Genomic DNA, 12,194 nt, shown 5'->3' on the forward strand with positions numbered 1-12,194 from the left:
GTTTCATAAATACATTGTATCAGAAAAAGACGAGGATGTTTAGTTTCCTCGTCTTTTTTCTATGTTGGGACTTATGCAACAGCCCCTTATTTTTTATATCAATGTGTTGTATAGTCGGAATAACCATTAACATCCTGCAATTTAAGTCTGTTACAAATTAAAATACCTCAACCGAGGTCTTTTTTATAATTTCAAATCATCTATACAATAATATTTCCATTTGCGTCTGCTGGTTTTAATAAAGCTGCAATTAGTTCTATAAGGGCAACAAAAGCTTGAATAAATGTCCAGACAAATATAAGATATAGAATGCCAGAACCAATTTTACCTGCATAAAACTTATGAGCCTTCATAAATTTTTTTAACAAAAAAATCTTGCCTAACTTCCGCAAGATTTCTTTTTTGCTTTTCTGCTTAAAATTATTAATAAAATGCCTAGGACTATGGTGGTTATTATACTTCCCTCGACTCCAAAGCCTCCTCCTGAGATTAGGTCGGGACCCTTTAAGTTTGTGGTGAAGTAAGTTACTCCTACTGACTTGTTGCCGGAGACTGTTATGCCGTAGATGTTAGCCATGGTCATGTTCCAAATAGAATGGGTGGCTCCTGCCATATAGATTGAGCCTTTTAGGTAAAATATTAATGAAAACACCAGACCTAGCAAAAAAATATTTATGAAGGACATGACGCTAATGCCTGCATTTCCTAAATGAAGGATTGAAAATATTAGGGAGTTGGCTATGATTGCGAGCCCTATCTTGCCAAAAGCTGACATTTGGTTCATCAAAATTGCCCTTAGGAGAAATTCTTCTTCAAAACCTTGGAGCATCCAAGCTGGAACAAAGAGCAAAAAGATTTTAATGTTAAAGCCTGCTGGATTTTTCCTGATTTCTGCAAAGCCTGTGACTTTTAAGATTAGGACTACGATGGTTAGGAAAAAAAATCCTAAGAGTATGCCTTTCCCGTAGTTTATAATTTTATTCTCATCTACAAGTCCCAAGGATAAGTTGTTTCTTTTTAAGATTTTTCTTGCAAATATATAGGCTAAAATTAAGGTTAAGGCTGTGGCATAAATTATCAGCAAGAAAGACAAGTTTTTTTTGTCGATAAATGTAAAAAACTTGTCTATAGGCTCTATATTTTGTCTTAATTTTATGATTATCCCCAGCACGTATTGGGGAATTATTACCAGAAGTGAAAGGATGACGGTAATAATTACCGGATTTATATTACGGGCTGTTTCTGTCTGTTTTATTGATCTATTTGCTATCATTTGACCAAATCCAAGGCACCACCAATTATGCCATTTATAAAGTCTCTCGACTCAAAAATTTCATAGCCAAAAAGTTTTTTCTTAAGAAATATTTTTGCATCAGTACTTTTTACTTCTGCTCCATCTTTTGATAACTCTCTCATGTAGGCCTCGTGTTGGTTGGCTTCTTCTAGGTGCTTAATCTTATCAAAACAAGTAACGTAGTTTACATTTGAAATCTTTAGTGTGACTTCCACACCCCCGTCTATGTCAAGCTTGTTTAAAAATTTTATATCAAGGTTTTTAAAATTATTTCTTACAAACTCATCCTGTTTTTCTTCATCATCAGAATAAGATTTTTTTAGGACTTCAAAAATAACATCAAGCCTATCCATATTTGCTTCCATGAAGGCTGTATCGTCAGTCTTAATAGCTTTTTCTATCCTAGCCACAGTCCTTTCGACATTGTGAGATAAGCTCCTTACGCCAAAAAATATAGAGGCAGAAAGGAGAATAAAAATTAAAATATAAGGGCCAAAAGTCCTTCTCTTACGTCTTTTTTCCCTCACACGTCTCTTTTTCTCTCTGGTCTTAGGATTTTTATATTCTTTATTTTCACTTCTTTTGCGTCTATCCATAATTCCATCCTTTTAAATATTATACCATTTCTCTAATTTTATGATATGATAAATGTATGAAGTATGTAAAAAATAATTTAGCGGCAAGTCTTACAATCCTAGCTCTCATATGTCTGGTGTTTAAGGCCTTCATCGCTACAAGTCTATCAATTGATGAAAATTTAATAACAAGGGCACTAACATCTTATATAATTGCCTACCTAGCCTTTAAGATTTCTTTTATAGAAACAAAGAAAGTCGCCATCATGTTTGGCCCCCTTATCCTCCATAGCCTACTAGTGGCTTTAGTAGTTAGGGGAGGTTTTTCTACAAAAATTCCTAGCGACCTTATACAAATCATCACCAGCCTTTATAAGCTGATGGTCATGGTAGGAGTTTTTTTTATCCTAGAACTAATCTTTAATAAACTTGTAGGCAGCCTAGCAACATCAATAATAGGAGCCTTCTCTCTGGGCCTTTACCTTCTAATAATTTTTAGCAAGAGGCTATATGCTCTTGAACCCTTTGAAGATTTCTTCCTATATTTTAGTTTCTATGTAATGGCAATCAGGTTAAGATCAGCTTCAAGGCTCAACCCTGCCCTTTTAATTCTTGCTATAATCATGGTCTTCGGAGAAATATACCTAAAGGAATTTTATTTGAAATTCGATTACGGATTTTTGCTAACAATTTTCCCCCTAGCCTACCTCATCCTAAAGACCATCACCGAAGAAGCAACAATGAGCTTTTTAGACTATCAAATCTTTACCCTGATTTATGTCTACCCAGCTATCTTTGTAATAATTAAACTTGGATTTGATATAGAAAGTCTCGCCATTTCAATTATAGCCGTCCTCGCTTCTTATATAGCAAGCGAAATAATTTACAAGATAAAAAATAAATATCTTTCCTATTTGCTTTTAGGAATAAACTAGAAACGCAGACACCCTAGCCTGCGTTTTTTCAAATAATTTCTTTAAGAAACATTGCTATAGCAACTACAGCTATAGTTTTGATTATAGATAAGGTTTTGTCTGTGCCATATTTTTTTAGAAGAAATTTTGACAAAAACTCCATTATAACAGTAACTATCAAAGTGATTATAAAAATTTTTAAATATCTCATTTTCTCTCCCTTTCCTATATCCTATTATATCAAAATACTTATTTTAAGCAAAAGAAAACCCCGACAAAGTCGGGGCAAACAGAATTTTTATAGGGGAAAGTGTTTTTATTTGTTTGAAGCCTTCTTAGCTAAGTCTATATTTGCTTTTAATTTTGCTAATTGGTCTTCTCCGGTAATTGCTCCTACCACATCTTCGCCGACAATATTTCCATTTTTGTCAACTACGATTGTTGTTGGATAAGCAAATACATGGTCTAGGTATTTTTTGATTTCGCCATCATTTTTAACACCAAGAGCTTGGTAGGTTGGTTTGTTTTCGCCAACTATTCTCTTGAAGGCGTCCATAGTTGATTGGTCATACTCAGCATCTGTACAAAGTGTTAGGAAGTTTACCTTTTTATCCTTTTTGAAATCGTCAGCAATTTTGTTTAATTCTGGCATTTCATCTATGCAAGCAGAGCAACCTGTAAACCATAGGTTAATTACTGTAGCGTCATAATTTTTGAAGTCTTCGTTGGTAAATTTTTTGCCATCTTGGTCTTTTGCTTCAAATTTTCCTAGTGTATTTGGTTTTTCGCCTTCTACCTTTGGTTCTTCGATTGGAGTTGTTGTATCCTTTGTAATTTTAGCTCCTTCTGGAAGTTCAGCTTGGCTTATAGCTTCTTGTGCAACATCTTCTTTTGTTTTTGCTTCTTCTTTTTTTCCACATCCTGCTAACACTCCTGCTAACATTAATGCAAAAATTATTTTATTTTTCATTTTCTTCTCCTTTTTTTCTTATAAATTCACTAATGATGGCCTTAGTTGGACAGGCCTTAACACAATCTCCACACCTGATACATTCTAAATGTGTAGTTGACTGTCTTATATCTACATCCATCTTACAAACTCTCGCACACTTGCCACAAGATATACACTTATCCTCGTTTAACTTCAATTGGTAAATGGAATACTTGTTGAAGAGCGAATAGAAAGCTCCCAACGGGCAAATCCATTTGCAAAATGGTCTGAAAAATCCGATGGACAAGATGATTGTAAGTACCAAAATTACAAACTTAAACCTGAATAAAGGTCCAAGGGCTGCTCTTAAGGATAAGTTTCTTGCTGCAAGGGGAATAGCCGCTTCCATTATACCTTGAGGGCAAAGGTACTTACAAAAATATGGAGGTACAACTTCAAATTTCCCTTTTAGGGCAAAGCCAATCCCAACTAGGATTCCAGTGAGTATTATATATTTAATATACCTGAGTACCTTTAATTTTTTTGTTGAAAATTTCTTGCTTGGAATCTTATGAAGTAGGTCTTGGAAAAATCCAAACGGACACAAAAATCCGCATATAAGTCTACCGAAAACCACTCCAAAAAACATAATAAGACCTACAACATAAAAAGAAAACTTATATTTTTTTGATCCTATCACTGCCTGAAGGCTTCCTATTGGGCAAGACCCTGCAGCACCTGGGCAAGAATAACAATTTAACCCTGGTAGGCAGGCCCTTTTGCCGGCTCCCTGGTAGATTTTTCCCTTCAAGAAATTATCCAAATGAAAATTGTGAGCGATGGTGGATAGAGCTTGGATGATTATTTTTTTGTAATTTTTTAACTTATCCAATTCCTATACACTCCAAACACAAATTAATCGCCTTCATAAATACTGTATCAACCTCTTTCCTATAGATCCCCAAGCCAATGAAGGCAAGGCTCAGAGCTAGGAGGAGGTATGTTTTTCTTTTTCTCATCTTTTCCACCTTTTCTTTCATTAGCTACATTCTATCAAAGTCTTTGTTAAATTCCAATAAAGACTTTGTTAAATTTTTATAAAGACTTTGGGATTTTTACAGTAAAGATTGAACCCTTAGGCTCATTATCTGTAATTTCAATAGTCGCTCCCAACATATTTGCTATAGTTTTTGATAAAGACAAGCCTATGCCAAAACCTTCCTGGCCTCTTGATGAATCAATTTGATAGAAAAGTTCAAAAATTCTTTCCTTATCAGCCTGAGAAATTCCCACACCTGTATCGGCAACTATTATTTGCACCATATCCTTAACTTGCTTGGCAGAAATTTCTACCTTTCCACCCGGATTATTATACTTAATAGCATTTTCAACTATATTAAAAACCAACCTTTGAAGAAGACCATCATCAGTTACAAGGCTAATATTAGTATCTTTTACTATAAGATCAATTCCATTCTCCTCGGCCTTATCCTCAAGGTCAAGGATGATTTCATCGACCAGTATATCCAAGTTTACATCAACAAATTTAAGCTTAGATTTTTTTCGCAAGGATAAGATGGCATCAACAAGCCCATTTAGCTTACTAACATTGCTATCAAGCACCCTTAGCATTTTTCTTGCATCCTCGTCATCGGTCTTTTGCCTAAAAACATCAAGCTGACTTTTCATAACAGCGATTGGCGTCCTTAACTCATGGGCAACATTTGACGAAAAATCCTTCTGTCTCTTGTAGTCGGCATAAATTTTTTTAAGCATCTTGTCAAAGGTCTGTGAAAGTTCAACAATTTCACTAGAGGTGTTATCGAGAATTACCAGATTTTCAAAACTTTCCGGCCTATCTATATCAACTTCCCCTAATTTTTTTTGAAATTTTTTTAGGGGAGCGAGGATTTTTTTTATGATAAAGGCAAAGGAAAGGGAGCCTAGGATTATTACAGTAGACATAACAAGAATCAAATAAACTGTAAAATCACTTAATGATTGGAGCTTGGATGAGTCAACAAATAGGACCATGGACCTATCCATCGAACTCATATTTTCATTTATATCTTCAATTACTGCATCAATTACCATAGCCTGTTTGCGGTTAATTAGATACATACTAGCAAGGAGCATGATTATAAAAATCACCACAACAGCCAGAATCAACTTGAAGACTACCGAATCATAAATTTTCTGTTTCATGAATCCTATAACCCTTACCAATTACATTTTCAATTAAATTTTTACCACAGGCTGACCTTAATTTTTTCCTAAGCGATGACATGTGGACCCTAACTGTATTTGAAAATCCATCTGCATTTGAATCCCAAACGTGTTCGATAAGTTCTTCTGCCGAAATAAAACGCTCTGAATTTACAAACAAGTATTCCAAAATTCCTGTTTCCTTGATTGTAAGAGGAATAATTTTTCCATCAAAAGATGCTTCTCTTTTTATAGTATCAAAACTTAAACCTGAAATATTTATTACTGTCGACTGGTGGATTTTCTTGCCCCTCAAGTGTGAACGCATCCTAGCATCAAGCTCTTTTAAAGCAAAAGGCTTAACCATATAATCGCTCGCACCGAGGTCTAGGCCTTTAACCCTGTCTTCTATATCAGACCTTGCAGTTAGCATGATTATAGCAATTTCCTTGTTAAATTGTCTAATAGACCTTAAAACTTCAAACCCATCCTTACCTGGTAAATTCACATCCAAAATTATTAGGTCGTAGCTTTCTACAAAAGCCATATCAATTGCATCATCACCATTGCTCGCCTTATCTGTCACATAACCCATAAGGGTGAGCCCCTCAGCTATGGAATCTAATAAGTCTAATTCATCTTCAACTATTAATACCTTCATATCCTTACCCTTCCTTGAAAGTAGTTTGTTTCATCTTGATTATATCACAATACTATTAAATTATGGTTAAGATTTCTTGCTTGGTGTTAAATTTGTTATTCTCAAATTTTTTTCTAATAATGTAAAATCATAGGTCTTAAGTGTAATTTTGATTGTGATGGGTATAAGTATTGTAAGATAGAGCCTAAGATTCACTTTAAAATAAGAAGAATTTTGCATGGAGGTAAATTTGTGAAAAGTAAAAAATTAATCTTGATATTAGCAACAACCTTAGTTTTAGGTGCATGCGGCAACCAAGCGGTAAAACCAAAAGAAGAAACTAAACAAGAAGAAAGTCAAACAACTGAAAACAAGGGTGTCAAGGAAGTGAAAAACACCAAAAAAGATGCTGACGAAAATTCACTAATAGATCCAGACAGAGATCCAATACCACAAGTACCTACAAATCCAGAAGAAGCAGTAAAAATCTTCCACGAACACAAATTCGGTGATGGAACCGTAGGATCTATAAATATATCAAAACTAAAATTAACATTCTTTAACGAAGCCTTAGATTACGAAATAGAAGGATTCAAAGATGGCAAAGAATATAAACTAAAAATTGCAGATAATGGAAAAATCGTAGAAGAAGAAATCGATGAAGATGATGATACAAACAAATTAGCCCTAGATTTCAATAAAATTATCCCAGCAACAGAGGCCATGGAAAAAGCCCTAAAAGGTCAAGCAGAAAATGCCTGGGTTGTAGAATACGAGCTAGAAATAGATGATGGCAGGGCTGTTTATGACATAGATATAGAAAATGGCGATGATGTCAAAATAGATGCAGCAACAGGCGAAATAATCAAATAATTTTAAAATAGGCCCTCGGGTCTATTTTTTATCTTTATTTTCCAAATTTTTACTTTTATTGATAGGTTTTTGCATTAAACTTTAAAATTTGTAAAATTTTCCCTCTTTGGTATAGTCATACATGTAAATAAATTAAAAAGAGGAAGTACATATGAATAAAAAATTATTAGCCCTACTTCTAGCAAGCACTTTTGTTTTCGCTGGATGCAATCAAAATAAAACAGAAAACAAAGAAGAGACAAAACAAGAAGAAAAGGCTGACACCCCTACTGAAGAAGGAAAAGAAGAGGCTAAGAACGAAAATAATAAAGAAAGCGAAGCTGAAATTGTTCTTCCAAACAACAAGGTAACACTTAAGGCAGCAAGCTATAAGTTTGAAAGTCATGTTGGTGGCGCACCTTACAAGCTCACAGAAGTCACCTACGAAGAAGAAGACGGCGAAGCTTTCTATACCTTTGAAGGTGAGAAAAATGGCGATGAATATAAGCTAAAGGTAAACGCCAACACAGCAGAAACAAGCGATGCCGAAAAGGAAAAGAAGGATGACAAAGAAAATCCTGTTGATCTTGGGAAGTCAATCCCACCAGAAGAAGCTATGCATATAGCCCTAAAATCAAACGGTGGCGGCAAGATTAAAGAGTGGAAACTAATCAACGACGGCGATGGTGAAAAATACGAAATCGAACTAGAAGATGGCAAGGAAATCAAAATCAACGCCATAAACAAAGAAATACTATAAGTAAAAAACCAGGAGCTTGGATTAATTTTTAATCCAGGCCCTGGTTTTTTGTTTTCATTTTGAGATATGGCAAATTTGAAATTATCCTAAGGACTTTTACTCAATTCATCCTTAAGGTCCTAGGATTTAAAGCCTGATTTTTCAAATTAATACGAATCTTAGCTTGCATTTACCAAATTTCATTTCCTAGCTTTTTCTCAATTTTTAATCTTCAATTTCTCCCAACTTCTTTAGGATGTTTTGAGATTTTTCTATGATATTATTAGCATTTTCCACAAGTTTTATTAGCTTATCTCTTACTGGAGCCACTTGTTTTGGGGCATTTTCTAATAAAAACTTAGCAGATTTAATTGCTATCTTATTCTCCATCATAGCCTCTTTGAGCTGATCTATATATTTTTTCAAATCTCTCTTTTGGCCATAATCCTTTGTGCTTCCACCTTGTGATGTTCCATAGGTGCTGTGAGTTTTTTGTTTGCCAGCAGGTTTTTCCTTGCCTGAAGGTACTACTGGAGTGGTTTCCTTCTTATCAGCTGGACTAGACTTTATAGGCTTATCCTTGTTTTCCTCTAGGGCAGAGTTGATTTTATTAATTACCTTTTCTAATGGCCTGAAGGTGTTGTGCCAGTAATCTTCTGGAACAGCTGGATCTTTAGTTGTAGGTACCTTTCCATCAATAGTTGTTCCCTTGGTTCCATTAAATTTTATTTTATCAGACTCAAGAGCCTTTCCAGGGTTTTTACCATTACCACCTCTGATATAGGCTTTGGCTACTGAAATAGTACCTTTTCCAGACACACCATTTCCGCCATTTTTTTCTATACCTTCACCTGCAACAGCTACAAGTTTGCCCTTGCCAGTTATCTTTCCACCATTTAATATAAGAGCGTCTCCACCTACTTCTGTTAGGTGGTTCATACCTCCACCGTATAAATATAAGGATGAATTTTCACCTATTTCTACTTCTCCCTTTGGACCAACTTCTAGGGCTGGTTGTCCGTGTTTTGAATGGGTAGCGGCATGGTCTCCCCTTATATAAACTTCATCTTCTATTTTTACCTTGCCTTCAACTTTTATTACTGGCTTGTCATTTGTATTTTCATGTTTACCTTGGCCGAGCCAATTAGTGTGTGAATAAATAGAAGATTTGCCGAGTATAGCTCCATCCTTAAGCACGATTTGTCCAGAAATTGATGCTCCATCTGTGATTTTATCATTGTATGGATTGTAATTTACATTTATTTTTCCACCATTAGATACTTCAATCTTTCCAAAAACTACTGAGTCATCTAAGTTTAAAACTCCTCCGTCTTTGACAATTATTTTTACAGATCCAAAGATTTTCATTCTCTTGAAGGTTAGGTTTGCTCCCTCGCCCACAACTAGGGTTTGACTTGGTTCTTCTAGAGTTTCAAAACCTAGCTCACCATAAACGTCCTTTTTATGAGAACCAAACCAAGCCTTTAGGCCCTGAGGAACAATTACTTCCTCAGAGTCGCTGAATTTTGTGACTCTCCAAGGTCTCATATCCCACATATATTTCCCGTCTTTGGTCTGCCTAAAATTATCAGTAATTAAAAGGTCTTCTAGCTTATCTTTTCCTTCTTTGTAGACATGGCAATCCACCTTGTTGGAAATGATTTTCTTGCGTGAAACGTCGGTAGCTTCTAGCCATATTTGGAAAGTACCTTCTTTGTTTACATCTCCTTCAAGGCTTATAGAGCCATAGTTGAATGTAGGCCTAATGCCGGATTCTGGGTCGCTAATAACAGCCTTTATATCTGTAAATTCAGAGCCCTTGCCATCTAGTTTTTTCCAGTCTTCATCCTTAGGACTATCTTTGTCAGTGTATTTAACTGAAACTGAATTAGGATTGTTGGAAACTGAAACACTTCCGCCAGTATAACCATCGATTTTTTTCTGACCAACTAAGAGCGAATCAAACTCACCATGAAGCTTAATTTGATAATTTATCTCTTTCTTATCCTTATTTTCAACAAGTTTATTATCTTTGTATAAATAATTATATTCCTTGCCATCATAAGTTATGGAAAGAGAGTGATTGTTACCTAAACTTTGAATACAAAGCTCACCATCGCGTGAAAAAGCATATTTATCATTACCATAAACACTTGAAGGTGAGGATACTTCTGTTTGGACTACGCCATTAATAATAAGTTTTTCTACTTTAGACTTATCAAGCTTGCCCTTAGATAATTTTAATACATTATATCTCACAGGGTTTGAATTATATACAAAGCTTATTTCTTTTTCATCTGGAGTTTCTCCCTGACTTGCGCCTGGATTATCCTCTTTCTTTGATGGGTCTGGTTGAGTCTTATCTGAAATATTTTTAACCTTTAATGAACCCTTTTTTATAAAGCTGGCAGAGTCACTAGGATTATTAACGGTGAAAGATAGCTCTTTATCCTTTGTCTTTATCACAACCCTATCGCCCTCAGCAAATTTAGCGAACTTAACACCACATCCATCAGCGTCATCACCCTTGTTTAGGTAATAAAGACCCTTATCAGAGATACCGCTACCAGATTTTTCTTTCCATTTTTTTTCATTAACTTCGATACTTTCAATACTTTTTACAAAATCATCATCCATCCTTATAGTGGTAGTCCCCAGACTAGTCTCAATCTTTTTTATATACTTACTAGCATCTTCTGTACCAGCTTGGCCATCAGGTTGTTTTTGACCTGGGTCTGGCTTTGATGGGGCATTGATATTTGTAAACGAAACAGAAGCCATATCCACTATATCATTTAGGATGTTATCTGAAAATGAATTAAAAGAATTACCCTTCATTGTAAAAGAAAGTTGCTTATCACTTGTTTTGATTACGACTTTATCATCCTTTTTAAACTTATTTGCAAATTTAATACCATAACCTTGATAGTCGACTCCCTTGCTAAGATAATAATATCCGCTTTTGGTAATTTGACCATTGTGATAACTTTCCCAAACTTTCCCATTTACTTCTACACTTTTAATGTTCTTTACAAAATCTTCGTTCATTCTTATAGTAAATGATAAAAAGTTGCCATCTGCTGACTTTATTATTTTATTCTGACTTGCATAACTAATAATTGAAGAAGAGTCATAACTTATTACTCCTCCCTTGGTTGTTCCTGCCAAAATTGCACCTGACAAAGCAAGGCAAAGGGCTAATCTATATTTGTTTTTCATAACACTCCTTAAAATAATACATTAATTGTGATAACTATTATCACTATCAAAGAAATTATAAACCTTTTTTAACTTAATTGCAAATATTTTACACTTTCCTGTGCTTTTTGATTTATATTAATAAATCCAACTATCTTTATCAAAATTAATTTGAATCAGTAAATTTTGTGTTAAGAGTTAAATGAACTTATAAAGAGAAATCTCATGCACACAAGGGAACGCGTCAACAGGGATATAAAAAAAAATGGCCTATCTATTCCAAATACAAGTGGCTAATAACAAAAAGATTAACATCAATTAATAAAAATGAACAAAAAACTGGCCTCCGATATGAGTCGGAGACCAGTTTCATTTGCTTTTATAAACCTTTAGAACCTTACCTTTTCTATGGTAGACGCCTTAGCTTCTATTCAAAACTATTTTCATAAATATCAAAAAATCCCGATATAAATTTTGCTTGATTTTGCTCTTCGGGACTGCCTGTTTCTACTTGCCAACCATAGGTTTTGTAGTCTTCATAGGATGTTTCGCTTAAATCTTCTAGGTCAAATTCTTTTTGGATTAGACTTATGCCGTCGGAGTATTTTTCTGTTAGGGCTTGGTAGGCTTCATGAGGATCTTTAAAAACTGCCATTCCGTTTTTGTCTGCCCCTATGTCAAATCTCTGATCTATTTTCAAATACTTTTCTACATCTACATTCCCCTGAATATTGCCTGTTCCTGCCTTGTATTCCTGGGTGGCAGGATTTTTGACTTTGCCTTGAGATGAGCAGGCTGTTAGTATCAATATTAGGGCTATGATTTTAATTATTTTTTTCATAATAT

General features: G+C 34.7%; 14 protein-coding genes. 3 read left to right on the plus strand and 11 right to left on the minus strand.

From position 1 onward, the window contains the following. Positions 1-200: 200 nt before the first annotated feature. Genes HMPREF1630_RS09395 through HMPREF1630_RS00295 form a run of 3 tightly spaced genes read right to left on the minus strand, consistent with a single transcriptional unit; the run spans position 201 to position 1,890 of the window. On the minus strand, positions 201-353 hold the full coding sequence (locus HMPREF1630_RS09395; RefSeq protein ID WP_197049840.1) for an NINE protein: 153 nt from the start codon (positions 351-353) through the stop codon (positions 201-203). A gap of 26 nt (positions 354-379) precedes the next feature. After that, the gene (locus HMPREF1630_RS00290; RefSeq protein ID WP_037325944.1) at positions 380-1,273 is read right to left on the minus strand and encodes a CPBP family intramembrane glutamic endopeptidase; all 894 of its coding nucleotides are present in this window, start codon (positions 1,271-1,273) and stop codon (positions 380-382) included. Next, positions 1,270-1,890: a hypothetical protein gene (locus tag HMPREF1630_RS00295; protein WP_052039334.1), complete on the minus strand. Its 621-nt coding sequence runs from the start codon at positions 1,888-1,890 to the stop codon at positions 1,270-1,272. The genes HMPREF1630_RS00290 and HMPREF1630_RS00295 overlap by 4 nt, the downstream gene beginning before the upstream one ends. A 56-nt stretch (positions 1,891-1,946) precedes the next feature. On the opposite strand from HMPREF1630_RS00295, the gene HMPREF1630_RS00300 reads away from it, so the two are divergent. Continuing rightward, positions 1,947-2,804 (plus strand): hypothetical protein, encoded by an 858-nt coding sequence (locus tag HMPREF1630_RS00300; RefSeq protein ID WP_037325946.1) that lies wholly within the window; start codon positions 1,947-1,949, stop codon positions 2,802-2,804. A gap of 28 nt (positions 2,805-2,832) precedes the next feature. On the opposite strand, the gene HMPREF1630_RS09400 is transcribed toward HMPREF1630_RS00300, so the two are convergent. From HMPREF1630_RS09400 to HMPREF1630_RS00320, 6 genes are all read right to left on the minus strand, one after another. Beyond that, positions 2,833-2,994: a hypothetical protein gene (locus HMPREF1630_RS09400; RefSeq protein WP_156095795.1), complete on the minus strand. Its 162-nt coding sequence runs from the start codon at positions 2,992-2,994 to the stop codon at positions 2,833-2,835. A gap of 105 nt (positions 2,995-3,099) precedes the next feature. Continuing rightward, on the minus strand, positions 3,100-3,753 hold the full coding sequence (locus HMPREF1630_RS00305) for a TlpA disulfide reductase family protein (RefSeq protein ID WP_037325947.1): 654 nt from the start codon (positions 3,751-3,753) through the stop codon (positions 3,100-3,102). Continuing rightward, a complete protein-coding gene (locus tag HMPREF1630_RS00310; protein WP_037325949.1) occupies positions 3,743-4,606 on the minus strand; it encodes a 4Fe-4S binding protein in 864 nt (287 codons plus the stop codon). Before HMPREF1630_RS00310 ends, HMPREF1630_RS00305 begins: the two co-directional genes overlap by 11 nt. Beyond that, entirely contained in the window at positions 4,599-4,733 is a 135-nt protein-coding gene (locus HMPREF1630_RS09695) for a CD1871A family CXXC motif-containing protein (protein ID WP_269319687.1), read from the minus strand. Before HMPREF1630_RS09695 ends, HMPREF1630_RS00310 begins: the two co-directional genes overlap by 8 nt. Before the next feature lie 76 nt (positions 4,734-4,809). After that, positions 4,810-5,919: a sensor histidine kinase gene (locus HMPREF1630_RS00315; RefSeq protein ID WP_004827146.1), complete on the minus strand. Its 1,110-nt coding sequence runs from the start codon at positions 5,917-5,919 to the stop codon at positions 4,810-4,812. Next, positions 5,900-6,580, minus strand: coding sequence for a response regulator transcription factor (locus tag HMPREF1630_RS00320; protein ID WP_037325951.1), 681 nt, complete (start codon positions 6,578-6,580; stop codon positions 5,900-5,902). Before HMPREF1630_RS00320 ends, HMPREF1630_RS00315 begins: the two co-directional genes overlap by 20 nt. A 231-nt stretch (positions 6,581-6,811) precedes the next feature. On the opposite strand from HMPREF1630_RS00320, the gene HMPREF1630_RS09185 reads away from it, so the two are divergent. Together HMPREF1630_RS09185 and HMPREF1630_RS00330 are read left to right on the plus strand one after the other, a co-directional pair. Continuing rightward, positions 6,812-7,432 carry a PepSY domain-containing protein gene (locus tag HMPREF1630_RS09185; protein WP_050755255.1) on the plus strand — a complete coding sequence of 207 codons (621 nt, stop codon included), beginning with the start codon at positions 6,812-6,814 and terminating at the stop codon, positions 7,430-7,432. A gap of 151 nt (positions 7,433-7,583) precedes the next feature. Next, positions 7,584-8,171, plus strand: a complete 588-nt coding sequence (locus HMPREF1630_RS00330) for a PepSY domain-containing protein (protein ID WP_037325953.1) — start codon at positions 7,584-7,586, stop codon at positions 8,169-8,171. Positions 8,172-8,375: 204 nt separating this feature from the next. Here HMPREF1630_RS00330 and HMPREF1630_RS00335 read toward each other — a convergent pair whose 3' ends face one another. Together HMPREF1630_RS00335 and HMPREF1630_RS09470 are read right to left on the minus strand one after the other, a co-directional pair. Beyond that, positions 8,376-11,369 (minus strand): hypothetical protein, encoded by a 2,994-nt coding sequence (locus tag HMPREF1630_RS00335; protein ID WP_037325954.1) that lies wholly within the window; start codon positions 11,367-11,369, stop codon positions 8,376-8,378. Positions 11,370-11,775: 406 nt separating this feature from the next. After that, positions 11,776-12,194: hypothetical protein (locus HMPREF1630_RS09470; protein WP_231549491.1), on the minus strand; the 419-nt coding region annotated here is incomplete at its 5' end.

The sequence above is a fragment of the Anaerococcus lactolyticus S7-1-13 genome, from assembly GCF_000758765.1.
Classification (GTDB): Bacteria; Bacillota; Clostridia; order Tissierellales; family Peptoniphilaceae; genus Anaerococcus; species Anaerococcus lactolyticus.

What these genes read in the sequence shown, in the direction of transcription:
- HMPREF1630_RS09395 (WP_197049840.1), bottom strand. Translation starts at nt 353, where the DNA reads ATGAAGGCTCATAAGTTTTATGCAGGTAAAATTGGTTCTGGCATTCTA.
- HMPREF1630_RS00290 (WP_037325944.1), bottom strand. Translation starts at nt 1,273, where the DNA reads ATGATAGCAAATAGATCAATAAAACAGACAGAAACAGCCCGTAATATA.
- HMPREF1630_RS00295 (WP_052039334.1), bottom strand. Translation starts at nt 1,890, where the DNA reads ATGGATAGACGCAAAAGAAGTGAAAATAAAGAATATAAAAATCCTAAG.
- HMPREF1630_RS00300 (WP_037325946.1), top strand. Translation starts at nt 1,947, where the DNA reads ATGAAGTATGTAAAAAATAATTTAGCGGCAAGTCTTACAATCCTAGCT.
- HMPREF1630_RS09400 (WP_156095795.1), bottom strand. Translation starts at nt 2,994, where the DNA reads ATGAGATATTTAAAAATTTTTATAATCACTTTGATAGTTACTGTTATA.
- HMPREF1630_RS00305 (WP_037325947.1), bottom strand. Translation starts at nt 3,753, where the DNA reads ATGAAAAATAAAATAATTTTTGCATTAATGTTAGCAGGAGTGTTAGCA.
- HMPREF1630_RS09695 (WP_269319687.1), bottom strand. Translation starts at nt 4,733, where the DNA reads ATGAGAAAAAGAAAAACATACCTCCTCCTAGCTCTGAGCCTTGCCTTC.
- HMPREF1630_RS00315 (WP_004827146.1), bottom strand. Translation starts at nt 5,919, where the DNA reads ATGAAACAGAAAATTTATGATTCGGTAGTCTTCAAGTTGATTCTGGCT.
- HMPREF1630_RS00320 (WP_037325951.1), bottom strand. Translation starts at nt 6,580, where the DNA reads ATGAAGGTATTAATAGTTGAAGATGAATTAGACTTATTAGATTCCATA.
- HMPREF1630_RS00330 (WP_037325953.1), top strand. Translation starts at nt 7,584, where the DNA reads ATGAATAAAAAATTATTAGCCCTACTTCTAGCAAGCACTTTTGTTTTC.
- HMPREF1630_RS00335 (WP_037325954.1), bottom strand. Translation starts at nt 11,369, where the DNA reads ATGAAAAACAAATATAGATTAGCCCTTTGCCTTGCTTTGTCAGGTGCA.